Annotated in this window: 27 protein-coding genes and 2 pseudogenes; 7 read left to right on the top strand and 22 right to left on the bottom strand. The window is 48.9% G+C overall.

Translation table 11 applies throughout. From position 1 onward, the window contains the following. Positions 1-53: 53 nt before the first annotated feature. Both istA (NMQ00_RS16030) and istB (NMQ00_RS16025) read left to right on the top strand, forming a co-directional pair. The gene (istA, locus tag NMQ00_RS16030; protein ID WP_255178794.1) at positions 54-1,568 is read left to right on the top strand and encodes an IS21 family transposase; all 1,515 of its coding nucleotides are present in this window, start codon (positions 54-56) and stop codon (positions 1,566-1,568) included. Next, complete coding sequence (gene istB, locus NMQ00_RS16025) at positions 1,565-2,323, top strand: IS21-like element helper ATPase IstB (protein ID WP_255178786.1); 759 nt, start codon at positions 1,565-1,567, stop codon at positions 2,321-2,323. The genes istA (NMQ00_RS16030) and istB (NMQ00_RS16025) overlap by 4 nt, the downstream gene beginning before the upstream one ends. A 42-nt stretch (positions 2,324-2,365) precedes the next feature. Here istB (NMQ00_RS16025) and NMQ00_RS16020 read toward each other — a convergent pair. Then, positions 2,366-2,539 (bottom strand): annotated as a pseudogene (locus NMQ00_RS16020) (recombinase family protein); the annotation flags it as partial. A gap of 69 nt (positions 2,540-2,608) precedes the next feature. Between NMQ00_RS16020 and istA (NMQ00_RS16015) the strand changes: the two are divergent. Both istA (NMQ00_RS16015) and istB (NMQ00_RS16010) read left to right on the top strand, forming a co-directional pair. Continuing rightward, the gene (gene istA / locus NMQ00_RS16015; protein WP_255178785.1) at positions 2,609-3,838 is read left to right on the top strand and encodes an IS21 family transposase; all 1,230 of its coding nucleotides are present in this window, start codon (positions 2,609-2,611) and stop codon (positions 3,836-3,838) included. Then, positions 3,835-4,608 (top strand): IS21-like element helper ATPase IstB, encoded by a 774-nt coding sequence (gene istB / locus NMQ00_RS16010; protein WP_031424696.1) that lies wholly within the window; start codon positions 3,835-3,837, stop codon positions 4,606-4,608. Before istA (NMQ00_RS16015) ends, istB (NMQ00_RS16010) begins: the two co-directional genes overlap by 4 nt. A 429-nt stretch (positions 4,609-5,037) precedes the next feature. Here istB (NMQ00_RS16010) and erm(B) read toward each other — a convergent pair whose 3' ends face one another. From erm(B) to NMQ00_RS15990, 5 genes and pseudogenes are all read right to left on the bottom strand, one after another. Then, on the bottom strand, positions 5,038-5,775 hold the full coding sequence (gene erm(B), locus NMQ00_RS16005; protein WP_001038790.1) for a 23S rRNA (adenine(2058)-N(6))-methyltransferase Erm(B): 738 nt from the start codon (positions 5,773-5,775) through the stop codon (positions 5,038-5,040). Between the two features lie 124 nt (positions 5,776-5,899). Continuing rightward, positions 5,900-5,983, bottom strand: coding sequence for a 23S rRNA methyltransferase attenuator leader peptide ErmL (locus tag NMQ00_RS16000; protein WP_044757923.1), 84 nt, complete (start codon positions 5,981-5,983; stop codon positions 5,900-5,902). A 48-nt stretch (positions 5,984-6,031) separates the two neighbouring features. Next, a pseudogene (locus NMQ00_RS16355) lies at positions 6,032-6,115 on the bottom strand (MLS leader peptide); the annotation flags it as partial. 529 nt (positions 6,116-6,644) lie between these two features. Then, on the bottom strand, positions 6,645-6,974 hold the full coding sequence (locus tag NMQ00_RS15995) for an ArsR/SmtB family transcription factor (RefSeq protein ID WP_255178784.1): 330 nt from the start codon (positions 6,972-6,974) through the stop codon (positions 6,645-6,647). A 45-nt stretch (positions 6,975-7,019) separates the two neighbouring features. Continuing rightward, on the bottom strand, positions 7,020-7,409 hold the full coding sequence (locus tag NMQ00_RS15990; protein WP_012390445.1) for a hypothetical protein: 390 nt from the start codon (positions 7,407-7,409) through the stop codon (positions 7,020-7,022). 144 nt (positions 7,410-7,553) lie between these two features. Here NMQ00_RS15990 and NMQ00_RS15985 point away from each other — a divergent pair, with 144 nt between their 5' ends. The 3 genes from NMQ00_RS15985 to mphN all read left to right on the top strand — a co-directional run bounded on the left by NMQ00_RS15985 (position 7,554) and on the right by mphN (position 10,045). Next, on the top strand, positions 7,554-8,396 hold the full coding sequence (locus NMQ00_RS15985) for a ComEC/Rec2 family competence protein (RefSeq protein WP_012390444.1): 843 nt from the start codon (positions 7,554-7,556) through the stop codon (positions 8,394-8,396). Beyond that, complete coding sequence (locus tag NMQ00_RS15980) at positions 8,393-8,617, top strand: DUF3006 domain-containing protein (RefSeq protein ID WP_024127775.1); 225 nt, start codon at positions 8,393-8,395, stop codon at positions 8,615-8,617. The genes NMQ00_RS15985 and NMQ00_RS15980 overlap by 4 nt, the downstream gene beginning before the upstream one ends. 537 nt (positions 8,618-9,154) lie before the next feature. After that, entirely contained in the window at positions 9,155-10,045 is an 891-nt protein-coding gene (gene mphN, locus NMQ00_RS15975; RefSeq protein ID WP_255178783.1) for a macrolide 2'-phosphotransferase MphN, read from the top strand. 65 nt (positions 10,046-10,110) lie between these two features. On the opposite strand, the gene NMQ00_RS15970 is transcribed toward mphN, so the two are convergent. The 16 genes from NMQ00_RS15970 to NMQ00_RS15895 all read right to left on the bottom strand — a co-directional run bounded on the left by NMQ00_RS15970 (position 10,111) and on the right by NMQ00_RS15895 (position 25,494). Next, positions 10,111-11,547 carry an ImmA/IrrE family metallo-endopeptidase gene (locus tag NMQ00_RS15970; RefSeq protein WP_255178782.1) on the bottom strand — a complete coding sequence of 479 codons (1,437 nt, stop codon included), beginning with the start codon at positions 11,545-11,547 and terminating at the stop codon, positions 10,111-10,113. Between the two features lie 4 nt (positions 11,548-11,551). Next, positions 11,552-11,839: a hypothetical protein gene (locus tag NMQ00_RS15965; protein WP_255178781.1), complete on the bottom strand. Its 288-nt coding sequence runs from the start codon at positions 11,837-11,839 to the stop codon at positions 11,552-11,554. A 5-nt stretch (positions 11,840-11,844) separates the two neighbouring features. Further along, complete coding sequence (locus tag NMQ00_RS15960; protein ID WP_214691595.1) at positions 11,845-12,294, bottom strand: hypothetical protein; 450 nt, start codon at positions 12,292-12,294, stop codon at positions 11,845-11,847. Positions 12,295-12,303: 9 nt separating this feature from the next. Beyond that, on the bottom strand, positions 12,304-13,458 hold the full coding sequence (gene mobP2, locus NMQ00_RS15955; RefSeq protein WP_255178780.1) for a MobP2 family relaxase: 1,155 nt from the start codon (positions 13,456-13,458) through the stop codon (positions 12,304-12,306). Beyond that, the gene (locus NMQ00_RS15950) at positions 13,451-13,702 is read right to left on the bottom strand and encodes a hypothetical protein (protein WP_255178779.1); all 252 of its coding nucleotides are present in this window, start codon (positions 13,700-13,702) and stop codon (positions 13,451-13,453) included. Before NMQ00_RS15950 ends, mobP2 begins: the two co-directional genes overlap by 8 nt. Positions 13,703-13,894: 192 nt before the next feature. Beyond that, positions 13,895-14,734: a hypothetical protein gene (locus tag NMQ00_RS15945; RefSeq protein ID WP_214776061.1), complete on the bottom strand. Its 840-nt coding sequence runs from the start codon at positions 14,732-14,734 to the stop codon at positions 13,895-13,897. After that, complete coding sequence (locus NMQ00_RS15940) at positions 14,735-15,313, bottom strand: hypothetical protein (protein WP_255178778.1); 579 nt, start codon at positions 15,311-15,313, stop codon at positions 14,735-14,737. It lies immediately after the preceding gene. Between the two features lie 30 nt (positions 15,314-15,343). After that, on the bottom strand, positions 15,344-16,450 hold the full coding sequence (locus NMQ00_RS15935) for a lysozyme family protein (protein WP_255178777.1): 1,107 nt from the start codon (positions 16,448-16,450) through the stop codon (positions 15,344-15,346). Next, a complete protein-coding gene (locus NMQ00_RS15930; protein ID WP_255178776.1) occupies positions 16,450-18,402 on the bottom strand; it encodes a VirB4 family type IV secretion system protein in 1,953 nt (650 codons plus the stop codon). The genes NMQ00_RS15935 and NMQ00_RS15930 overlap by 1 nt, the downstream gene beginning before the upstream one ends. Positions 18,403-18,419: 17 nt before the next feature. Further along, positions 18,420-19,067, bottom strand: coding sequence for a hypothetical protein (locus NMQ00_RS15925; RefSeq protein ID WP_255178775.1), 648 nt, complete (start codon positions 19,065-19,067; stop codon positions 18,420-18,422). Then, positions 19,042-19,341 (bottom strand): DUF5592 family protein, encoded by a 300-nt coding sequence (locus tag NMQ00_RS15920; RefSeq protein WP_024127787.1) that lies wholly within the window; start codon positions 19,339-19,341, stop codon positions 19,042-19,044. The genes NMQ00_RS15925 and NMQ00_RS15920 overlap by 26 nt, the downstream gene beginning before the upstream one ends. 6 nt (positions 19,342-19,347) lie before the next feature. Further along, the gene (locus tag NMQ00_RS15915) at positions 19,348-21,312 is read right to left on the bottom strand and encodes a pLS20_p028 family conjugation system transmembrane protein (protein ID WP_173057555.1); all 1,965 of its coding nucleotides are present in this window, start codon (positions 21,310-21,312) and stop codon (positions 19,348-19,350) included. Between the two features lie 20 nt (positions 21,313-21,332). After that, positions 21,333-21,740, bottom strand: a complete 408-nt coding sequence (locus NMQ00_RS15910) for a hypothetical protein (protein ID WP_024127789.1) — start codon at positions 21,738-21,740, stop codon at positions 21,333-21,335. Between the two features lie 16 nt (positions 21,741-21,756). Then, positions 21,757-21,999 (bottom strand): hypothetical protein, encoded by a 243-nt coding sequence (locus NMQ00_RS15905; protein WP_024127790.1) that lies wholly within the window; start codon positions 21,997-21,999, stop codon positions 21,757-21,759. 16 nt (positions 22,000-22,015) lie between these two features. Then, entirely contained in the window at positions 22,016-24,250 is a 2,235-nt protein-coding gene (locus NMQ00_RS15900; RefSeq protein WP_255178773.1) for a VirD4-like conjugal transfer protein, CD1115 family, read from the bottom strand. A gap of 143 nt (positions 24,251-24,393) precedes the next feature. Further along, positions 24,394-25,494: a hypothetical protein gene (locus tag NMQ00_RS15895; protein ID WP_024127792.1), complete on the bottom strand. Its 1,101-nt coding sequence runs from the start codon at positions 25,492-25,494 to the stop codon at positions 24,394-24,396.

Genomic DNA, 25,494 nt, shown 5'->3' with positions numbered 1-25,494 from the left:
TTTTCTTTTCTAAAATAGGAGTGCAGAGTTGTGTACGTTTCCGTTGCACACTTCTGCACTCCTATTTTGCACTACACAAAATCGCCACAGCACTAAAAATATCGAGACCAACGGTATATAAGTATCTGAAGATGACATATGAAGATGCCCTACATGAATTTGACGATAAAGCCTGTTCACGAAAGAAGAAGCTCGATGCCTACCGAGACTGGATCATTGCATGGTTGGAGGAGTATCCGCATTTGAGCAGCGCACAAGTACATGACTGGTTACTTGAAAGATATCCCGACCTCTCGGTCGGGTCGAGCACGGTCAGGACATACGTGAAGGAAATCCGAGAAGTCTATCAGATTGAAAAGAAAAGGATCGTCCGCCATTACGAGGCCATCCCTGAACAACCGATGGGCAAGCAAGTACAGGTGGACTGGGGTGAGACCAGACAACGGACTAAAGACGGGAAAACGATAAAGCTTTATTTCATCGCGTTCGTACTTGCGCACTCTCGGATGAAGTATGTGGAATGGAGAGAACGTCCGTTCACCACCAAGGACACCATTCACTGCCATGAAAATGCGTTCCACTTCTATGGTGGGCGCCCTTCTGAAATCGTCTACGACCAGGATCACCTCATCGCAATCAACGAGAACGCAGGTGACGTCCTATTGACCAATGAGTTTCAAGCCTATGTGAACGAACGGAAGTTCAGGATCCATCTATGTCGCAGGGCCGACCCGGAGTCGAAGGGGATGATTGAGAACGTCGTGAAGTACATCAAACGGAATTTTGCGGACAGCCGAGTGTACCGGCATATCGAGGATTGGAACGACCGTTCCATGAGATGGTTGGAGAGGACAGGAAATCATAACGTCCATCAGACAACGAAAAAAAGACCAGCTGAAGTGTTCTCCGTCGAAAAACAACACTTACAACCGGTCTTATCGCTACTCTCTTTCGAAAGTATCCATATGGAAAGTATAGCAAGGAACGTCGGCAAGGACAACACAATCCGTTATCGCTCAAACCGCTACACCGTCCCAATCGGGACCTACTCATCGGCCAAGAAAAAGGTGGTATTCGTCGAGGTGACCGATCAGGATCGATTATTGATCCGCGAGTCTCCCGAGGGGAACGTGATCGCAGACCACCGGATCAGCAAAGAGAGCGGAAAACTGATTCAAAACCGTGACCACCTTCGGGATCGTTCCAAAGGAATCGAAGAACTGAAGCAACAAGTCCTCGCCTATTTCGAGGACAGAGAGGCCGCGTCCGATTATCTGGGTGAGCTCTCAAGGCGTTACCCGAGATACCGACGTGACCAGTTCAACATCATCAGGGACGTCGCGACCATGTACCCCAATCACTTAACGACGGCACTGGAAAAGTGTTCGCAAGAGAGTCTGTTCAGCGCCAACGATTTCCGAGACGTGGTCCACTATCTCGCGATCCTCTCGGACGATGGGCATGATCCAAAACCCGATACCGAACGTCCGAAGAAATCCGGGATACAAGTCGCAACGAGGCCGATCCAAGCCTACACCGACATCCTGAAAGGGGTGACGGCAAAATGAGTCAAAGCGTTTCCGAGTTACAACAGGATTTTCGGCAACTTCGTCTCGCCGAGACGGCTGACGCCCTCCCACAGATTTTGAGAGAGGCCGAAATGGCCTCCTGGACGTATATCGAATTTCTAAGTGCCATAACGAACCATGAACGCGCCAAACGAGACGCTAAAAGTTTGGAGAGACGAATGAAGTGGGCCCGATTCCCGTTCATCAAATCCCTCTCGGAGTTCAATTTAGAGGAACAGACCGCACTAACCGCCCGACAGCTGAAGCAGTTGAAACAGCTCAACTGGCTCGAACAACAGTACAACCTGATCCTCTTGGGCCCTCCGGGCGTCGGAAAGACGTTTTTGGCTGTGGGGCTGGGAATCGAGGCGGTCAACCACGGGTTCAAAGTATACTTCGTCACGATGGGCGAACTCGTCCAACTGTTAAAAAGTGAAGAGTTCTCAAGTAAGTCGAAGATCCAGTTGAAAAGGTTGCGAGATTCGGACCTGATCATCATCGATGACCTGATGTATATGGCCATGGACCAACGGGAAGCCAATCTCTTCTTCCATCTCGTCAACCACCTTTATGAGCGCAGCTCGATCATCCTGACCTCGAACAAAAGTCCCGATCAATGGGGCGAATTGATTGGGGACCAGGGCATCACGACTGCGATACTGGACCGTTTACTCCATCGCGTCGAAATCATACATAGTGATGACGACAGTCATCGGATGAGGAACCGGAAATCATTGTTTTCGGCAGAAGTGTAAAAGGCAAACGAGCAAAAAGTGTCAAAATCAACTTGACGTCTACAGTAGGTTGATCATTTCTTCTAATTGCGGTCGGTCTTTTTTCGCACCAGTTACTTTTTCTTGAAATAATTTATCAATTCCATAATGAGTAAGTGCATCAATTTGTAAACTAAGATTTTGATCATCCGTACTCACTCGAGCATAGCTGTAATCAACGCTGTTATAATCCCTTATATCAACGTATTAAAAATCCCTTAAATTAACGGATAATGATTCTGACAACCTGAAAATGGAGTATGAGACATGATCCGAAGTGAGGGATTTTTTATGATTCGTGAGTTAAGAAGCAAAGGATGGACAATCAAAGCCATCTCTGACGAGACGGGATATGATCCTAAGACAATCCGAAAGTATTTGAAGATGGAAAATGCACCTACGAAAGTAAAGCGGAAAAAGAGGAAAGGAAAACTCGAACCCTACAAAGACTACATAAACGAACGTATAAAAGAAGGTACAACCAATTGCGAGGTTCTGTTCGATGAGATTCAAAAGTTAGGCTATGAAGGCAAAATGACGATTCTGAGAGAGTACGTGAAACCTTACAGACTTCAGCCTAAAAAGCAGGCTACCGTTAGGTTTGAAACGCCGCCAGGAAGACAGGGACAGATGGATTGGAGTGATGTCGGGACGTATGAAGTAGACGGTGAAATGCGTATGGTGTATGCCTTCTCCATCATCCTCGGGTATTCAAGGATGCGATACATCGAGTTCACGACCGACATGACGCTGGAGACTCTGATGAAGTGCCATATGAATGCGTTCGCCTTCTTCAATGGCGTACCGCAACAGATTCTCTATGACAACATGAAAACTGCGGTCATCAGCCACAATCCAAACGGTATCAAGTTCAATCAGAAGTTCGAAGATTTCTTGGCCTATTATGGGATTACGCCGAAGGCGTGCAAGCCCAGACGGGCACAGACGAAAGGGAAGATCGAGCGCTCATTCGGCTATATGAAACAGAACTTTTTCAAACGACGTATCGGAAAGACATTGGAACAATTGAATCGTGACGTCCTAGAGTGGCTACAAAACACGGCCAATAAAAAGAAAAACGATACGACGAAAGAGTCACCTGAGAAACGCTTCGAGGTTGAACAAGGTTTTCTAGCACCAGGACATTTGAAGCCGCATTATCCGGTCCATCGCTGGGAAACACGTCAAGTAAGCAAAGACTGTTTTGTGTCCTACCAAGGACGACAGTATTCAGTTCCGTTCCGGTTCGTCGGACAGCATGTACGAATTAGAATCACCCTCGACCATCACCTCGAGGTCTACGCTAATGGCGAACAAATCGCCCAACATCCGATTGCCTCCGGGAACTTGAAGTATCAACTAAATTTAGAGCATTACAAAGGGCTAGAAACGACTCAAAAAGGTTTGCCGACCCGTCGTCTCCAGCCCGATATTCCTGAAGTGGAACGTCGTTCCCTTCAAGTGTACGAACAGTTCGAAAGGAGCGATCACGAATGAACACGGACCTTCTCACTGAACGCTTAGAAAAAGTTGGATGGCAATTGTCGGCCAACCAGCTTGAAGGAATCCTTGAAGATGCCTCCAAGAATAATGTAGCATATTCGGACTTTCTAAACAGTATTCTGATGACGGAAATCGAACACCGTGAGTCAACAGAGCTATCGAAACGAATAAAACGTGCCAGACTCCCCTATTTTAAGACGCTAGAAGACTTCGACTTTGCGTTTCAGCCGAGCATCAATGAAAAGCGCGTCAGGGAGGTGATGACCTGTCGGTTCATCGATAACGGCTTCAATGTATTATTATTGGGCCCGCCGGGGGTGGGGAAGACACACTTGGCAATTTCAATCGCTGCGGAAGCTGTCACGAAAGGTTATCGGACTTCGTTCATTACCGCGAACGATTTTGTCGAGGAGTGTCAAAAAGCAGAGAAATCTGGCCTTCTTCCTCGTATCATCAAAAGGTACTGTCGATCCGAGCTACTCATTCTAGACGAAATCGGTTATTTTCCGTTCGACCCCATCAGTGCGAATGCGCTGTTTCAAATCATCTCGAAGAGATATGAGAGAGGCTCGATCATCCTGACCTCAAACAAGTCATATATTGAATGGGGAAAAATATTTGGTGACGAGGTTTTGGCGACCGCAATTTTAGATCGCCTTCTTCATCATGCGACCACTTTTAACATTCGGGGAGATTCATATCGGATGAGGGAAAAGAAACGGGCCGGCATCCAGCCGACCCGTGTCGATAGTTTCCAAGAGTAACGTGTAAAAAAGGGATTTTTAATCCGTTATTAAGAAGGAATTTTAAACCGCTGTTGACACATAGCCAAAAATCATAAAAAAACCTCCTTAATTTTATAATTTAAATGTACCATAACTCATTAAGTATAACTATATAGGAACTATGAAAAAGGAACGGATTTTGGTACTTGATTTACTTAAAAAACATTTAGAAAAAGCAGGAAAATGAAAAGGTACCATAAACGGTCGTTTATGGTACCATTCAAATTTATCCTTATTGTACAAAATAACAGCGAAATTTTTAAATCTATTCCTTATCGATACAAATTCCCCGTAGGCGCTAGGGACCTCTTTAGCTCCTTGGAAGCTGTCAGTAGTATACCTAATAATTTATCTACATTCCCTTTAGTAACGTGTAACTTTTCAAATTTACAAAAGCGACTCATAGAATTATTTCCTCCCGTTAAATAATAGATAACTATTAAAAATAGACAATACTTGCTCATAAGTAACGGTACTTAAATTGTTTACTTTGGCGTGTTTCATTGCTTGATGAAACTGATTTTTAGTAAACAGTTGACGATATTCTCGATTGACCCATTTTGAAACAAAGTACGTATATAGCTTCCAATATTTATCTGGAACATCTGTGGTATGGCGGGTAAGTTTTATTAAGACACTGTTTACTTTTGGTTTAGGATGAAAGCATTCCGCTGGCAGCTTAAGCAATTGCTGAATCGAGACTTGAGTGTGCAAGAGCAACCCTAGTGTTCGGTGAATATCCAAGGTACGCTTGTAGAATCCTTCTTCAACAATCAGATAGATGTCAGACGCATGGCTTTCAAAAACCACTTTTTTAATAATTTGTGTGCTTAAATGGTAAGGAATATTCCCAACAATTTTATACCTCTGTTTGTTAGGGAATTGAAACTGTAGAATATCTTGGTGAATTAAAGTGACACGAATGTTCAGTTTTAATTTTTCTGACGATAAGTTGAATAGATGACTGTCTAATTCAATAGACGTTACCTGTTTACTTATTTTAGCCAGTTTCGTCGTTAAATGCCCTTTACCTGTTCCAATTTCGTAAACGGTATCGGTTTCTTTTAAATTCAATTGTTTTATTATTTGGTTGAGTACTTTTTCACTCGTTAAAAAGTTTTGAGAATATTTTATATTTTTGTTCATGTAATCACTCCTGAAGTGATTACATCTATAAATAAATACAGAAGTTAAACGATTTGTTTGTAATTTTAGTTATCTGTTTAAAAAGTCATAAGATTAGTTACTGGTAGGAATTAATCTAACGTATTTATTTATCTGTGTAATCACTGTTTTTAGTCTGTTTCAAAACAATAGATGTTTTATCTACATTACGCATTTGGAATACCAACATGACGAATCCCTCCTTCTTAATTACAAATTTTTAGCATCTAATTTAACTTCAATTCCTATTATACAAAATTTTAAGATAATGCACTATCAACACACTCTTAAGTTTGCTTCTAAGTCTTATTTCCATAACTTTAGGGTTAACCATACGCAAGACCAATCACTCTCGGACAATACTCATGATTTTAATGATAAAATCCATGTTAAACCCATAGATAAGAAATACACCTGCAATAACCGTTACCTGTTTGTGCCAATTTAAAAATGCACCACTTTTTTATAATTAAAACGGTTGAAAACTGTACCACTAATAACTCACAATAGAGAGATGTCACCGTCAAGTTAAATGTACAAAATAACAGCGAAATTTTTAAATCTATTTCTTATCGATACAAATTCCTCGTAGGCGCTCGGGACCCCAACTTCATTTATGGAATTAAGCCTTTTTACTTAAAACTAGACTAAATTAGTCAATTTGTTTAAGTAATTTTTCTATTTCATTTACTTTGTTAGATATGTAGTCCAACTGTTGCTTTTCTATAGCGGATCTTTCTTCAGATTTTTTCTCATATCTATTAATAAATCTAAATATGAGAATTAATGCTACGATTGATACTATTATTGGAAGAAAAATTTGAACAAATGAGAAAAATGTTAAGTAGATACTAGTCACTAATATTATCTCCTTCAATATCGTTTTTTTCAAACATTGACTTAAGAACTGTTTCGTTTAAAGTGAAATTCAAATCAGTTAAATGGTAAAATTTCAAAGATTTACCAGATTCTGATATTTCAAGATGGCTACTAACTAGATTTACCTCCTCAAGTTTTTTTAAGTGCAAGTAAAGTAACGGTCTACTAATGCCCATTTTTCTAGCTAACTCACTTACATACTCTCGATTTAAAGTAAGTAAATAAAGAATTTGTAGTCTATAAGGGTTAGCTAGCGCCGATAAAGTACTTAAAATTTCCTCGTTTACTTGTAAGTCTTTCATATGTAATTATTTTATTACATATGAAATTTGAATGCAAGTGCAAGTTCAAATATATACCATTTTAAGTACATGGGTTTGTCTCAGAATTTCTTTACCTACAGTTAAATAGTAGGTTGAGTACCCCCAAGTGTTAGGTTTTATATAGATATGCCCTTGAATGTATTCCTTATTTTGAATCTTAATTTCCTTCAGTGTTGTTTTCTTTACATTAGAATCAGTGGTGAACCGATAGCTGCTCCCCTCATGGATCCAGGTCTCATCAAGGATGATGCCATTCATAATGTGGCGATACGGCATGGCGGTGTATAACGTGTATGCCTTAAGATAGTGTGCGGCTTCCTGAATGGAGACACACTCTTTTAATTCCACCCCGTCTTTAAAAATCAGAACCGGTTTATATGTTTTGTTTATTGCGATTGGTTTTCGTAAGTCCATTTCTCTTACTCCTCCTATCAATTATACCTTACCTATTTATGTATGTGGTCAACCACAGGAATAAGAAGCTATTTAACAAATACCGGATTATAATAAAGGTGTGTTGGATAATTTTACAATAATTTTAAAGTGGAGTGATAGAAGATGAATAAATTGATCAAGATCGGGAGTGCCGTTCTATTTAGTGGAGCGCTATTGGTGTCGCCATACGGGGAAGCATCAGCTGCTGCGAGCATCAAAGTCCATTACATCGATGTCGGGCAGGGAGACGCTATCTATATCAAGATGCCGAGCGGTGAGGACGTCATCATCGACGGGGGGAACAAAGGAAAGGGCGATGCCATCGTCGCCTATCTCAAAAAGCAAAAAGTGGATGATATCGAGGTGTTGATCTCGACGCATCCGGACGCGGATCATATCGGTGGATTAGATGAAATTTTGGATGCCTATCGTGTCGAGAACGTCTACGCGCCAAAAGTGAAGCACACGACCCAAGCCTATAAAGACTTCCTTCAAGCCGTCAAACGGGAAGGGAAGACCATCAAAACGGCACAGGCCGGCGTGAAACTACCGATCAAAGGTGTCAGTGCGAAGTTTGTGGGTCCGGTCAAAGCCTACTCGAACAGTGACTTGAACAACTGGAGTGCAGTCCTTCATGTCACGTACAAGAAGAACACGTTCTTGTTCACAGGGGACGCGGAACACGTTTCTGAGAAGGACATGATGGCGAAGAAACAGACGCTCCGAGCGGATGTCTTGAAGGTGGGGCATCACGGTGCCAAGACGTCGACAAGCAGCACGTTCCTGAACACGGTCAAACCGAAGCATGCCATCATCAGTGTCGGGAAGAATAGCTACGGGCATCCGACGTCCGAAGTGGTGACGAACTTGAAACGTCAGAAGGTGAACACACTTCGCACAGATAAGAACGGTACGATCATCATCACGGGGAACGGCTCGAGTTACGCCGTGAAAAAATCCAAATGAAGAGACGGCGGGGAATCATCGATCGATTTGAAGGGGACTTGGCTGTCGTCGAATTCGGAGAAGTGATGGAGGATATTCCAAAGTCACGACTTCCAGACACGGTTCAACCTGGTGACGTGCTTTGGTTTTATGAAGATGGGAAAGTTGAAGTGGACGCCAAGGAACGCAAACGATTATCGAGTGATATCGATGAGTTGATGGATGAGCTTTGGGAAGATTAAAAACGAGTATCAATTATTCATGATTGTATTTTTAAAACTTACAAATCAGTATTTTTTAATAAAGACAAATCGGCAAATAATTTTTATCTAAATATAAAGCTCGATTGACATTGAATAAAAACTGATATAAAGTCAACAGCATAATATTCACTAGGAGGATTGTTAAGAATGATGCACGCCGGGAGATTACGCCACTACACTTTGAACAATGGCTAATTGAATATGTTCAAAGGCTCTGTTTTCATAAAACAGAGTAAATGGGAGTAGTCTGCACATTTTTATCAATCTTTGACGAAGAAACCACACACTTACAAACATAGCAGATTTACAACTCTTTTTGTCGTGTCCTTTTATTTTTGATAATGGACGCTTCTTGGTTGTAGCTCATTTACTCTTGATCACAGACACCATTTTGTCTGTGATTTTTTTATGACTTCATTTAGTTAAGTCTAATTAGAAAAGATTGAAATGAAAAGTATTAAAAATGCATACATTTCACTTGCTCATCGCACAACATAAAAATTGGAGGAACAAATCATGAACGAATTTAAACGGCTTGCAAAAAATAAAGGATTAGATGTGTTAGAGAATAGCATTGTGGTAAATGAATCGGGTGTTGATTTTCAAGTTGCTTATGCAAAAGATACGCTTGGTAGCAAGTGGATACTAAGAATTCCTAGAAGATTAGATTCGATGAGGAGCGCCTTGAAAGAAAAGGGGGCACTAGAAATTATGGAAGAACATGTGAGTTTTCAAGTTCCAAATTGGTCAATTTTTGATGATGAACTAATTGCGTATAAGCAATTAGATGGTGTTCCGGTTGCAACAATTGATGTAGAGCAACAAGATTACATCTGGAGTTTTGACAAAGAGAATACACCACAATCTTACTATCAGTCATTAGGTAAAGTGTTGGCAGAACTACACACATTACCACATCGACACTTCAAAGAAATCGGTATCAAAACTCTATATGCTAGAGATTTAAAGAGTTCAATGAAGATACGGATGGAGAAGGTGAGACAGAAGTATCATGTGAATTCAGAGCTATGGGAGCGTTGGCAAGAATGGTTGGCGAATGATTCGCTATGGCCATCGCATGTAGGTGTAAGCCACGGGGATTTACACCCTGGCCACATACTAATAAATAAGAATTTTGAGGTCTCTGGTTTGATAGATTGGACAGAAATTAGTATTGCGGACACATCTGTGGATTTTCTATCACATCTATTACTGTTTGGTAAGGATGGTTTGACAAAGTTACTCGATGCTTACGACAATGCAGGCGGAAGAACATGGTCAAGAATGGACGAGCATATAATTGAGTTGTTAACAACCAGCGCAATAACTGTAGCTGAATTCGCAGAGATATCTGACCTACAAGATATGCGTGAAACAGCTGCTCATATGCTTGCACAAAATGTATGAGGTAAAAATGGCAGCCTCTGAAATTGAAAAGGGTATGAATTTTTAAATCATCATACCCACGAATGTCACCAGAGTCTTTCGAGGTTAAACAATGAAATTCTTGAAAGGGACTTTTGTTCTTCATCTAACAACACGTCATGCCAGTGATTTTCAAGCGATTTCAGGACCGGTCTCTCCAAACGATTGGTTTTTTCAAGATGGTGTAAAGGATGTACGGCACTTTCCGGGACGAAGTGACCACTGACCAATGGTTGATTCGGTAATGCGATTGTATAAGCCACAAGCTGATCTTCACTGAAGTCATGATTATTGGCGATGCCGAACTGCTGAAACCCGAGACCACTACCATGAATATACATGAGCGGCTCATCGACGCGATCCACCTTCAGGTTCGTCTCGAGGGCCGCTTTTGCGTTCAGATAGGGCTCTACTTCCTCGGGGAACACATTTTGTACGGCATACATCTGTTCATAGAGATTGAGATCAGTATTTTTCCACCCCATGCGGTGATTCATCTGGTTGATATACTCGAGTGGACTCTGTTCCTTTTCTTGCTCCAAAGTATTCACCTTCTCGAGATGAGACTCGATATGGTCGAGGAAAGTGGCGGATGTCTGATGGACCTCCTGCAACAGCTGTTCCTTGTCGAGGAGTTCTTTGTCTTTCGTCCAACCGGCCAAATAGGAGAGCGAGAAGTCGTCCGTCGGGAACCCGAGCTGATGTGAGACGACGTAGGCGACCATCTCGGCCTGGAACTCCTTCTCGGGTGCCGTAAGCGGTTGATCGCGTTCAAAGTTCCGTTCCTGATTGTGTAGCTCCGCGTGAGCGAGCTCGTGGATCAGGACGGTGATGTCCTCGATGGATGTGTTCCGTGGATTCAAGGCGATCGCATGTAGCTCCGGATAGTAACAACCCTTCGCCGTCCCAATCTCGTCGAGCGGTTCCTCCAATAGTGTCACATTCCGGACATCCGCGAGCGTCGTCAAGGCGTCACGGATGTCTTGTTCGTTTTCCATTCCGCCGTCCCGGTGATACCGTTTGAAGATGTCCGAGACCTCAATCCCTTTGTCGCGCGCGTCGGTCTGCGTGTACTCGAACACGTGACCGATCTTGAAGTACATCATCTTCCGTGACGGGATGCGTCCTTGTTTCACGCCTTCCTTGATTGGCTTCGGTGCCTTGCTGAGCGGCACCCATTCATCTTTGTGCAGGGCGTATGTCACCGGGTTCGGGACGAATACTTTGATGCCACGCTCGCCTTTTTGGACCTGTGCGCCTTGCTTTTCCCAGAACGGGTAAGAGCCGACCGCGACCGCGCCGGGGAACTGGGACTCGATCAAGATTGTGTTTCGCATCGAGTACTGATGAAACTTGCCGAGAAACTGGAGATGTTCCCGAATTTTCTCCGGACTCTCGAAGTAGCTGTCGATTTGTTGTCCCATCTGTTCGGTCAAGGCCTCGAGCTCGGCCTTCCGTTCTTCGTTCGTCTTCATCTTGGCCATCTTGTCAGACTCCTTCCTTCAACAAGTCGGTGACAGATTCATCACTATCCGCAAAATCGTTCAGTTCACGTTCAAGTTGTGGCGACGTTTCCGGTATGTCGAGTAACAGCTGTGTCCGATCGAAATTGACGGGAAGCAAGACGATCTCGTCTTTTGCAATGGCGGTCAAAAGCTGATGCTCAGATATTGATATCGGGATGTCGTACTGTTTTCCATAGATGAGGACCGTGACGCTTTTCGGTTGAAGCGTCAACAGTTGTCCCATCGTGAAGGGACGGTCAAGTGGTCGCATAGGATTCATCCTCTCTCAAAAGTTAGTGTGTCCTTCTTCTGTTTTTGGTGCTCGATGCGTTCCTGGACGATACGTTCCGCCGTCTCGAGGAACGTCGGCTTGAATTGGTCCGTCGTCATGATGTCCTCGATGCCCTCGGTCTGCATGAGCGCTTGTAAGAGCTCTGTCAGGATCTGTCCGTGCCGATCAGAGCGGTTCGCGGCGAGTCGAATCCGCTCGAGTTCCGTTGAAACCTGTTCATTCATCATTTCCTCGATATGACGGGATACCTGCGTGCTAATTGAGCGGATGAGGAACTGCATGTCCCACTTCTCGTCGGCCAGTTGTCTATGCTCGTCTGCGATATGGTCGATGACCTGACCGAGGTGGCCGAAGCGTTTGTCGTCGGCGAACTCTTCCAAATACGCGACCGTCTCCGGCTTCAATCGAAGACGGATCTGTCTCAACTCTTCCATCGTCCTCCCTCACTTTCCATATTCGATGTCTCGTTCCAACTGTTCGAAAGCACGTTGATTCTTCAAGTGTTCGAATTCGTCGTTCATGTGCCGCTCGATCCGGTAGAGTGATTCGTTGAATATTTTTTGTTGGTTGAATGCGCGTCGGACCGGATGTTTTGGGGCTCCTTTTTTCTCCAATATCACCTGTTCTTTTGACAAGTCGCGCATCTCTGAGAGGATGGCATTCCCCATCCGGGTGTAGAGGTCCTGTCGTTTCGTCGTCCGGTAATGCTCGGCTTTCTCCGTGTCGCCGTAGCTGCGACGATGGAACGCTACCTCCTGCTCGAGTCGCGCGTTGAAGGCTTGAAACTCTGATTTGAAGTGAATGTCGATATAACTGTCGGTCAGACGATTGAGCGATTCACGGAGCGGTTGCATCCCGTTCATGTTGTAGCGCCATTGACGTTTGTCTTCCGGCAACCGCTCATAGATGTCCTTGAACTGACGGACGAGCTCCGGATGCAGGACACGGTTCGGGAGCGTTTGGATCTTCCGGTTCCGTTTATGGGCGATCAGTTCGTCTCTTATGAACGCGTTCAGTTTCTCCTGTTCTTTCGTCCGGTCGGCGAGGGAATGGATGACCTTCGACTTCATCAGCTCGATTGATTTCGGTTTGCGTTTGCCGCGCTCGCGTATATGGCTCGTCTCGACGATGGCGACATGTACGTGAATGTTGTCGGTGTTGTAATGCACGGCACCGGTCCAGTAGGCGTGGACCATCTTTTCTTTTTGGAGCATTGCCTCGACCGCGTTCCGCGTCGCCTGGATTAATCGTTTCTCGTCGATGAGGTCATCGTGGAGCACACCGGTCTCCCGTAGCCAGGTGTTATCGAATGAGATGACGTCCTGCCAGAGGATGCTCCCTTTCTCTTGCGCTTGCTTGAAGATGTCGCGGACGGCGCGACGTTTTTCGTGGTTCAACCGGTCGTCCTCGCGTGTAAACAGACCGCTCGACTTCGTCTCGTCTTCCATATAGTCGTGATACGTCTCGAACTGTTCGCGGCTGTCTTTCGCATCCGGTCGATTGATGTAGTCGAGGTATGTCGTGTACTGACGCGATTTCTTTTTTGTACTAGGCACCTTGAACTTCGACTTGATGACGACACCGGGTGTCTCACGCATCCTGCATCACCTCGTTCAACAAACGGGTCACTTCGGCGAGCTCGTCCGCACTCCGTTTCAGGTGGAGCGTGTTCGCCTCGAGCTGTCGTTCCAGTCGCTCGACCTGCGTCGATTGGATGCCGTTCGCGCACCAGGAGGCAAGCAATTCTTTCAAATATTGTTGCCGGGAGCAGTTGTATTCCTTCGCCCATTCATCGATCTGCTTCACGATGACGGGGTCGATGTCGCGGAGTAAAAGGTCCATCTGCCTGACCACCTTTCTAGAGGCTGTATATTGCTGAGGTCCTAAAAGTTCGTTCAAAGAGCATAAGGGAAAACTGCTATCACTTGTCGTGATAGCCCAGGCAGAGCCTGGGGTTTCCGTGATATCACCAAAAGTCCGAAAACGGCACGAAATGTGCCAGTAAAACCAGCGATTTGGCACGAAATGTGCCACTTAAATTGATAGTTCCCGGAGCCGAACACGCAACTTGTCGTGCTTTTCTTCGAGCGCTACGACCGACTGTTCGAGCTTTTCAAGTTCTAGTGTGAGCTCGTCACGCTTCCGGCCGAGGTCGAAGATCTCGTTCTCCTGTTCGACCTGTTCGTCGAGCGAGAGGTAGGGAAGTTCGTCTTCGAGTTCCTCTTTGTCACGGTCGAGTCGCTCGATTTGTTGCCGTTGTGCTTCGACTGACTGCTGTGCTGTTTCCAAATGCCGTTCGGTCTCCGCGAGCTCGTCCTCGACGAATAGTCTCGTGAAAGTTGTCTCGTCAGATGATGTGTGGCTCGCCTGTTGGATGGTCCGGCGGTCGGCATAGAGTGACGTCAAAAGACTGTTCTCCCGTTCCTCGGATGTGAGTGTGTCGATCGATTGTGACTCATCCAATCCGTAAATCCGGACAGCGAGCTGGTCGAAGTCGCTCGGCACATCTTTCAATTCGAGCACGTATTGATCGTTCCGGTCATACAGCACCATGACTTCCTTCTCGGAATCCGGACGTGCCTTATAGACATAGCGGAAGAGATGATCGTTCGTGTTACCTGGTGCTTCATCGAGCGAGAGTCGGATGCGTATTGTCTTGGCCTCCGTATCGTAACTGGACGCGTGGAGCGTCACGGTCTCCCCGTTCGAGAGACGGATTGCCTCGTTGATCGGCGTCTCATTGACCGGTGCCTCCTCGGCGAAGAAGAACGACGAGGTACCGAAAAAGAGGAAGCCGACGACAAAGAATACGCCGAGTACGAGGTAGAACCGGGAGACGTTCTGGGTGAGACGCCGTCGTGTTTGTCGTCGCATCTAGATTCCTCCTTCAGGTGTCAGGTCTTCCATTTCGGTGACGACCAAACGTCCTTCGATGGACTCGAACGTCAGGGCCAACAGTTCTTGCGTCGTCTCTTCATAACCCGTCTCGGTGATCCACAGGTGCTGTTCGAACCGTACGAGGCAATCTTCTCCGGAGACAGAAGGAAACACCTCGATGTTGCGGACGGTCGTCTCGAACGTGCCGACGTCACTGCCGTCAGCGGCGAAGAGCGTGGCCGCGAGTTCCTCCGACATGACGTCCTTCGCCTGTCGTTTCTGGGTCGTGTAACTGTCCTTCGTGATGGTGAAGGCGTACTCGACGAAGCGCGTCGCGCGTGTCGTCAGCTCCTCCATTCGTTCCGTCTCCGACGATGCGACGACTTGTTCGGTGTCCGCTGACGTATCCTCGGAGGTTGCCGATTCAAGGGAAGTGACGCTCTCATTTTTCGTCTCACTAGGGTCTGAAGTACTCGTGACAGCCGTCGCTTGTTGATAGAAAAAGGCGTTCGCCGCGAGTGAAATAAGAAGCAGTACCCCGAACAGATACGCGAGGTGACGTGCGGTGAAGTTCATTCTTCCTCCTCCTTTCCATACATCCATGACTCAAAATCCGAAGACCGGGGCGGGGTCGATATGACCGGACCATTCACCCGTCTTAATCTCGAAATGTAGGTGGTTCCCACTCGAACGGCCGGTCGTGCCGCAGTACCCGAGCGCCTGCCCAGCCTCGATTTGTTGTCCCGTCTGGACGCCGAGACGACTCAGGTGCGCATACGCTGTGATGTAGTTGTCGTGTCGGACTTGGACGAGATTGCCGTACGGTCCGCGGTTCCCGCTATAGATGACGGTGCCGCTCTTGACCGCGTGGATCGTGTCGGACGGTGTGCAACTGAAATCGATGCCGGTGTGGTTATCCCGTTGTCCGAAGACGACGCGCCATCCGAAACGCGATGTCACGTTGAGCGGGATAGCGAGCGGGGAACGTAACCCCGACAACAGTTCTTTCATGATGCCACCGTCGGCGACGGCGACCGGCGCAAGGTATTTCAACACCGCGTCGACGTATTCGATGTCCCCGTAACAGGCACCGTGCTGGACCGCGCTCGGACGATGACAGCGGTAGGTGCCGGTGTGTTTCACGCGTTGGTACATCATTTGGGAGAACGAGATGGCGAGCTCTTTCGAGTAACGTCCGCCGTTCTCTTGGACGTAATCGATGAAGCCGCCGCCGAAGTTGTAACTCTGTAGCGTGAGCTGCACGTCGCGGTTCGCCCGTTCGAAGACGGAGGCGAAATGTTCGACGCCGTAGACGATGCTCTCCTCGGGGGAGGAGATGCATCCGATGCGTCCACACTTCGATTCGCTCGCCTGCATCGGGTCGTTCCCGCGTCCGCCGCTCTCCTGCATCATGAGCGCGAGTACGAGGTTCGTTTGTTCGGCCAGTCCGTGCTTCGTCAGTTCTGATTCGACCAAGGCTCGATATTGGAGCACCTGGTCGCTCACTTGAAGACCGCCCGCAGTGTCGAACGTGACGTCGGTCGGTAGTTCGTTCTGGACACCTGTGAGCGTGTCGAGGATTCCGACAACGAGGATGACTAGGAACAACACGAGTGTCGCAATGCCGAGCAGGATGAGTCGCCACTTGAGCGTCGCGAGCTGCCATTTCGCTGTGATGGCGAAGCGCGCCGTCCGTTTCGCGGCCGCCCACATCAGGCACCTCCACCGAACAAGGCGAGCTCCTCGGGCGCGACGTCGACGTCAAAGATGAGGTTCTGCACGCCGGAAATGCTGAGGACGACACGCCCCGTCTCGAGCGAGGGGATGATCCGCATCTCGGAATTCGAGAGTTGGCCATCAAACACCGTCTGGATGATTGGGATGCTCTCCGCGTCCTGTTCGCCGATGATTTTGTATTGCGTCAATTGGAAGAGCGACTTGACGTTCTCGGCATTCTCGGATTTTGATCCGGCCGGCACGAAGTCGGTGATCAGGTGCGACACGAAGAAGATGCCGCCGAAATACTTCCGTGCCTCGCGCATACAACGTTGCAGATACAGGATGGCCGGTTGCGCGATGTCGCGCGTGTTGATCAAGTGGTGCGCCTCGTCGATGACGATGAGGTACTTGCATGCTTCTTCGGTCCGGAGCACACCCTGGTTATAGGCTTTCAGTTGACTCGAGCCGTTGGCAATCATTCCGTCCCACAGCATGTTCATAAGCGAGAACACCTGCGCTTGGAACACCTCGTCCCGTAGGCTCGTCAGGTTCCGGAGCGGGAACGACACGATGAGCTCCTCGTCGAATCGGTCGATGGAAGAGTGCCCGTCGAAGATGTTGCCATAGTTGTGGACGAGGTTCGTGACGGCGAGCTCGATGTTCTCGAGACGCCGTACCCGGTTCGGACTGATCGCCTCTTTGATCGAGGTGCGTGTGTCGTCCGTGTAGAGCTCACGCCGCACGAGTTTTAAGAAGTCGGAGAACGTCGGGTACCTGTTCGCCGGATGCGTCGTGATCGGCAGTTCGCCCTGTTCGTCCCAGAGCCCGTGCCGGACGTACAAATCCCGAAGCAGGATCTCGAACTCGTTCGTCTCTTCCTGTGTCGCCGCCGGATTGATGTAGTGATAGAACACGGCCATCTTCGACAGATGCTGCATGAACGAGAGCGCCTCGTTGGCGCTGCCATCATTGTTCGTCACCGTCTTATAGACATGGAGCGGGTTGATGAGACCGGCCGACCCGTCGAGCGCGATTTCTTTCCCGCCGAGCTGCCGCACCAGGTCGGAGAACTCGCCTGTGACGTCGAGGATCCGGATCTTGTTCCCCTTGATTGCCTGGTCGAGCACCGTTTTCTTGAGGAGTGTCGACTTGCCGGATCCCATCTTGCCGATCATGAGCGCGTTGTAGAACTTGCGTTGCTTGTCCTTGTGGAACAGGTCGAAGATGACGCTTCCGTTCGTGTCGGTCGTCCCGTAATACGTGCCGGTCGCGTCCTGGAGCGACGTGAAGTGGAACGGGTAGCCGCCGGCGATTGAGAGGGAAGGGATCTCTTTCCCACGGCGCCGGTTCGGCAGCCTTTGTTGCTGGTCATAGCTCGTGAATAGGCTCTGCCACTCCCATTCCTGTTCGTTCAGGAAAATCGTCGAGCGGAAGTTCCGGGCCTCGAGTTCTTCCATCACTTCCTGTACTTTCACCTCGAGCGCGTCGAGCGTCTTCGCCTTCACATAGAGGCGGAGATGCAGATACTTCATCGTCTCGCCCTGGGTGATCTGTTCGTAGAGCTCATTCAGTTCCTTATATGTCTCCCGGGCATCGATGCGGTCGATGTTGTCCTTTGCGTTCTCGAAGCGCGTGTTCTGTTCGGCCATCGACTTGTTGATGGTCTGGATGATTTCACGCTTGTCGGCCGTCCCGATGTCGAGCGTCGTCAAAACACCCGGCATGTTCAAAATCGGTTCGAGCCAGTAGTCGTAGACGAGCGACTGATATTTATAGACGTGGAGACACGACAGATAGCCGTCCCCGAGCCGGACGAAGTTGGCGTCGAACTTGATGCCGCCCTGCGGCTGGATCTTGGCGATGACGTCGGGGTTGTAGCCTTTCTCGATCTTGACGGTCTCCGGGTCCTGGTGTCTGGACAATTTGTCACGCAGGCGCTGCCACATGCGCGTCACTCCTTTCTTCAGGCGTCGAGTTGCGGTTTCGTGTTCGGGTTGTTCAGTTGATAGAGCACATGAACCTTCTGGTCGAGCGTCAGCTCGCGCATCGGATTCGAGCGGCGGAGCAGTTTATAGAGGTGTGTCTTCCGTTCGCGTAGCGTCCGCTCGTCGTCGGCATAAAAAAAGAGGAGATAATCGCGATTGGTGCGATGCTCCTCGAGGTATTCGAGCTCCTGCTTTTTCTTCAACAAGAAGGGCAGGTAGGCCGGTGTCTGATTTTGTCGAATCTGTCGCTCGATGCTGATCTTCTGCCGCTCGAGACTGAGTGGCGTGTTCAGTGGCACGACCTTGAGCGGGTGCGTGTACGCCTGCAGGAGATAGGCGAGGGAGAACACGTCATGGTCTTTTTCCTCCTCGTTCAGTGAATAGATGTCCTTCGAGGTGAGCTGGACCATGTCGAGATAGGTCCCGTCGCGCATCTCGAACGCCTCGGTCCCGGTGATGTTGACGACCGGCATCAGTTCGGCGACCGTCGATTTGACGACGACCTTGTCTTTGACCTTCCGTTTCTCGACCACGTCCTGTTCATCAAGCCAGGTGCCCGTGCGTCTCGGTTCTTGTAGCGACTCCTCGATGAAAGCCATCTCAATCACGCCCTTTCGTCTGCGCATCGAGCGCGAGATAGGTGTCTTTCCGTTTGATGAGCGCGTAGTAAATCGCGTGGACCATCCTCTTCTGTGGGTTCGTCGCCGGCCTCAGGACCATGAACAGCCCGAAGACGATGAGGAAGACCGTGAACGGGATGTGAAGCACGGACGGGATGAACGGGAGCGTCACGAGCCGGAGCACGATGAGCCCGACGAGAAACAGGAAGTCATGCAGATAAAGCATCTTGTTGATCTTGAGCTCGGTCGTGACCTCGTTCGGGATCCGGTATTTACGCATGGGTCATCACTCCTTTTTCTTCATGTTGTCAGGTTGCGGTGGCGAAGTCGGATAAATTCGTCGTGACTCTTCCTGGTGCTGGCTATGACGATGCGTCTGATTCTCACGCACCTGTTCGATAGCCTCGGTCTCGACGTCGAGCACGGTGTCCTGATGGATGGTCCGTCGGGCGCGGCCTTGGCGTTTCTCTGTTGACGCATCATTCGAATCCGTCGTAGAGGACGAAGACGAGGATGAGTCGCCTGAAGGTGGTACCTCATGAGATGTCGGTGTCGTCACGTCATTTCTGTCTACTGATTTATCGTGACGATGGCCTGGTCCGGATGTGGTATCGGTGGACCCGGTGACCGATTCGAGAGTCGACGAAGCCGGGATTGGAGAATGAACAGAGCTTGAATGATCGTGAATCGATTCCGGTCTTGGTGTCTCCGATGACGTGGTTGGATGGTCGGGGCCACGTTCGGCATTTGATTCAGAGTTCGTCGCATGAATCGATTCGGGAGACGTGCGACCCAACGTTTCTTTGACATGTGGAGAACTGTGCGCTTCCGGTTCTGATTCTTGACCACTGATTGGTTGCGCAACGTCCTTCGGATTTGTCGGTTTATCTTGGTCATGTTGAGTACGACTTGCGGTTTGATTCGTCTGAGCAACACCATCTGGATCGTTTTGTCTCTCGGTGTCCATCCGCTGTGAAGATTGGTCTGTTGCACTAAGCGGTGAACCGTTCTGCGGTATGGCGTTTGAATTCATCCGCGTCGTCGCGGCCTCATGGAGCGAGGGCATCTTCGGTGCGCCTTGTGTGGCCCGCGCGACCTTCGAGACCGCGTGGGCACCGGCCGAGGTCGCGCCTTTACCGGCGGCATAGGCGCCGAGCGCGACACCCCAGCCCCGTTTGAGCCCGGCATCGATTCCGAATAGCCGCTCGACCATGTTCGGCCCGTCGATCAATGCGACCGAGAAGGCGATGAGGGCGATCAGATAGGCGAACCCGTCCAACGTCTCCGCGAGATAGGCGGTCCCGATCGTGTACAGCTTGATGGAGACGAAGATCAGAATGATCACGAGGAACGTGTTCAAAATGCTTTGGATGACCTTTTTCGTCTTTTGACCACTGTGCAGATCGGCCGGTGCGACGAGGATTGCCAAGACATAGTTGAAGGCAAGCTCGAACGAGAGACGAGCCAGTTTGTAGGCGATCGAGAACAGCGTGAAGCCCATGATTCCGAGTGTCACGAAGATGGTCAACCAGTTCGGCTGATAGCGGTAGTAATACTGGTTGTTCCATTCGACGCCACTTTGGTCGAGTTTCGAGGTTCCCATCGTTTCACCATTCCAGGTTAGTTTGGACTGAGAGATTTGTTCGCCAGTACTTCCCAAGCGAAATTCATTACTATCGAATACCTCGTTGATATCGATATTTCGTAAATGACTTTGAGGCAGAGAGTTCAAAGCCTCACCTTCCAAACCGGAAAAATCGTTTCGGTCATATTCAATCAAATCATGAATGTTTTCTCGTAAAATCTGATTTGATATCGATTCACCGGAAGAGTTTTCGCCAGAGTTTTGAGTTGTGAAATCAATCGCGGTATCACTGAATTCACTTACTTGCGTCATCGTTGGAGATAATAGTCCGAGAATGAGCAACGTGATAAACAGATTGATTAAAAATCCTTCCCGATCAAATTTCTTTTGAAAAATGATGAGGTAACCCGTGAATAGGAAGCTAGCAGCTAAAAGAACGTACAAAAAAGGTTGAATCGTAGAAACGAATTCAACCACTTGAGAGTTATTAAAAAATGTTTTAGTTAGTAATATGCTGTCAGTCACTTTTTCAAGTCCATCAATCAATACTGCTAAGCCACGTATTAAAATCCAACCCATTGAGCGGAGGGCATCCAGTACCAGTGTACTGAGACTAAGGATATCAGTGAACTCTTGTAGCTTATTTACGACTTCGTTATCACCCATAGAATCCCTCCATTCAGAGGCTATTTAATGAAGTTAGTAACTTGATCCTTTAATTCATCTTCTGTAAGAGCAGATACATTTAATTCACGACTGATTTCACCATCAATCATCTCATACAATCTGCCACCTTTAAGTTCAGGATGTTCTTGGGTAGAACGTTCTTCAAGATCTTCCCCATTAGGCTGAAACGGATTGAATAAGAGAACGTCTTTCTTTTTTTCCGTGGCGACTTCTCGCACAGTATCAACGTAAGCCCCTTCATTACCTTGACTGTCGCTGTCTACAAGAACGTATGCACTTTCTTGCTCAGTTTTAATATCTGCAATTTCTTCGACAGAAGTCGTAGAAAGATAATTCGAACTTTCGGCACCACACGATGCTAAAAGTAACGAACTTCCGAGTAGGACACCAATCAAGATTTTCCTCATAACGTTTACCCCTCCGTCAGACGATTTTCCCCTTCAATAGATCCGCGATTTTTAAATTGACGCGGAAGTCGAACTTATCTATTAGTGTAACAGTTTTTGGGGTGTCTGAGGTGTCGTCCTGATAGACGGTCAGAAAGCCATCGGTCGTCTGGATATTGAGCACGTCGCCCCGTTCGAGGCGGACGCGTTGCGTCTCGATGATCCTCGCGACGACGCGCAATTCGTTCTGGATTCGCTTCTCTCTCGCACTCTCAGCCATGAATTCGGCCTCCTCTCTACGGTGTGCCTTGCTTCAGTTTCTCGAGTCGTTTCGCGATCATCGTGCTCAAAAAGCTCTTCTGGCTGTCGGTGACGTCGTAAACTCCTAGGTTCAGGTTCGTTTCGAACTCAGGGAGGGGCATGCCACCGATGTCATGTCCTTCGAACATCGAGCGGAGGATGCTGTCCTGCAGCACGTCCCGTACCGTCAGTGGCTTTTCTTCCTGATTCGATGGCGTGTTCGCTTCCGTCTCGTCTTCTTTCTGGGCGAAACGGATACGGATCTGTTCGAAGTCGAGACCGGCGTGACGACAAGGGATGTCGATGTCATGCAAGGAGCGGTCCGTGTCGAAGTCGTCCGCCAGGTATTCGTAGCGGTACTTCATCGCCGTCTTGCCGCTCAGGAAGATCGGATGCGACTGGATGCGTCGCTTCTTCGTGTCCTGACGCTTGATGACACGGATAATCAGCATCTCGCCCTCTTTGAGTCCCATGACCTCGGTCGCTGTCATGAGCCGACGGCCGTCCACGTTCTCCGTCTTCGATTTCTTGAGCGAGAACGTCTGTCCGGAACGCGATTTCGTGACGATGGTCGCCTCACCGAGCTTCTTCGAGATCAGTTCGGCGGTCGACTCGTCCGCAGTCAACAGATAGTGTGTGTTCCCACAGTTGCCGTCAATCGTCTTCCAGTCCTCACCATACAAGTTCTCGAGCTGGGAATAGGCCTGGATGACGAGATTGAAGCGCATGTTCCGGCCGAGACAGACCGTGATGATGTTGGCCATGCCCTCGATCGGCGGCATGTTACCGAACTCATCGAGTAAGAAGACGACCTGCCGCTCGCATTTGCCTTGTTTCGTCTGCGAGGCGACCCGTGCGAGCGCCGTGTATACCTGTTTGATGTAGAGCGACGCGATGACGTTGAATGTCGGGTCATAGTCCGGGACGATGAGGAACACCGCCACAGGACGGAGCTGGTGCATCACCTCACGGATCTGTATCGTCCCGTCGATTGCGTAGTGGAACCGTCCACTCTCCTCGTCATGCGCTTCCAGTTGAATCGTCGCAGTGCTTGAGTCAGTCGAGATTTGAACGGCGTCTCCGGTTCTAAGTGACGACGCGTGGTACACGATGAAGCTGCCATCGTCATCGGTCGTGAGCGCATGGGTCGTCCCATCAGGGAACATGAACGTGAGACGTGTCAATGGCTCGCTCCGCCCGCTGATCCAGCGGTTGAATCCGATATGTCGCATGTCGAGCGAGTTCATCGACGTCAGCTTCCCGGTCCCATTCAATGTGAAGATCCCGAGCTTCGCGTTCGTATTGGCCAAAATACTTGCCCGTGTCTGGCCACCCGAGAAGTGGAGCGTCGCGAACTGGAGCCGGGCCGGATGGTTCTCCGGGAACCGCTGAAAGAACTCGTCGAGTGCCGAAATCTCCTGCCCTTGTCGTGTGACCACCGTCCGTGACCCTAAGTCCGAGAGCATGAGGGCGACGTTGTACATGTTGATCTTCTCCGGCGTGTCCTTCGCCTCCTCACAGAGCCCGAGGATGAGCGCCGTACACAGGTCGATCGACGAGTTGGCCCAGAACGGGTCACGTGCCTTCGGGTCATGGTACAACATGAACGCGACCGAGCGTGCATACTGTTGGGCGAGCGAGTAGTTTTCTTCTAAAAATGCGTCGATTGTCAGCTGCAGCAGGTTGTACGACATCGATTGGAGCGGGTTCATCAGGTTCAACACCTCGACCTGATAGCCGCGTTGCTCGAGCGTCCCCTTCGAGGCGGCGAAGAGCTCGCCTTTTGGGTCGTTGATGATCAGACTCGCCTGGTCACTTGCCCGGCTGTACAGATCGATCGTCGAGAAGACGAACGTCTCGCCCTTCCCGGAACGGGTCGTCCCGATGACCAGGTTGTTGACGGGCGAATCATCGATGAACAGCTCGTTCTTGACCCGTCCGACGGGGACACCGCCCAATCCGTCATACCGTTTCTTCCGGTCCGGGACGCGGCGGTACTGTTGCTTCAGTTCATCGAACGAGGTGAAGCGGGCGCTCCCTTTCTGATTCTGTCGCAGATCCCGGAAGTTCAGCCATACCTTGCCGAACACGACCAATCCGATGAACAGACTGAACGCGATCAGTCCGATCAAGACGGTCGAAGAGGGAAGACTCACCTCCAAGAACAAAGAGGGTGAGAGCGTCGGAATCGTCGGCCCGGCCAACAGCCCGTCTTGTACGATTGGGGTCATGATTTGTCGAATGGTGTTGTAGACCCCGTTCAGCAGATAAAAAAGCCCGGCCGGTAACACCAACAGGCAGAACAGGGCGGGGAAGATTAGACGTATCGGGAATCGTGGTGACAGAGACCGAGTTTTCAATTATTTCACCTACCTTAATCTGAATAAAGAATCGTTTCTAGGTTAACTTCTTCAGCAACGATAGCGACTTGAATCTTCTCACGGGCCGAAGTCTCCTTGCTAGAGGTCTTCTTCAGTTTTTCGTTCAGTTCGTCGATAGTAGCCGTGATGTCTTGATAGGTGTCGACTTTTTCCTGAACGGCAGAATCGTTCGTTTTGGACGCCCACTTATTCGCGGACTCGATGTCCTTGAGAAAGAGATAAGCGGTCACTTTCGCAGAGACGCGGGACGCGGTCCATTCCACATTTTCCGTTTTGGCCACGGTCTCATAATCACGTTCCAGTGCGGCGATATCGAACGCGCCCTCATCGGTCGGATGTGACGCTTGGAAGTCCTGGAGCCGTTCCAATTTCTCCTTATCGGCCAGATCGAGCCCGGCCAGCTTCGTCTCGATCAGGATGGGATCATCCGTGAGCTCGAGCGCCTTCTGGTCTGCGCCTTCCGCCAGATAGAGATCAATCAATAGGGCATCTTCTTCCTCGGACCGCTCTTTTCGTTCCAGTAAATTGATTAATGAGGCTTCCTCACCTTGGAGCGCTTGGTCGTAAGCATCTAGCCACACCTGTTCGCCCCCGTTTGCCTGCTCAGCGTGTGCCTCTTTATCAATGAACCATTGGGTGGCAGTGAACAACGATGTGAAGAGAATCCCGACTGTGGCCGCTCCGTAGATAAGGCGGCGCTGTAGTCGGGTCAGGCGTGATTGATAGGTCGACGATACAATCGGATTCGATTTAGCGGACGGGCGCTTATAGTCGTCCGGTGTCTCGGACTCGATCTCGTCGAGGAGCCACATCTTCTTCGCGTTATCCTCTTTCTTCGTCCGGATCCGTTGCACCCGGTCCTTCACTTGATGATACAGGTTCGGATAGGTGCCTCCGGTCCCGAACGTGAACGTCCCTCGATAGAGCAGCTCGTCTTTCTGATCGAAGAGCCGGAAGTCACCGGAACAGTTCGTTCCTTCCTTGCTAAGGATCTGGTGCAGATCATGTGTCGCGACGACGGCATCGGCGAAGGTGAGCCGCTCATAGTTCTGGATCCGCGTGTCCGGCACGTCGGTGAATCGTACAAACAGCAT

The sequence above is a fragment of the Exiguobacterium aurantiacum genome (genome assembly GCF_024362205.1).
Classification (GTDB): Bacteria; Bacillota; Bacilli; order Exiguobacteriales; family Exiguobacteriaceae; genus Exiguobacterium; species Exiguobacterium aurantiacum_B.
Note: the sequence above shows the minus strand (reverse complement) of the source record. Positions and strands in the feature narration are given on the sequence as shown.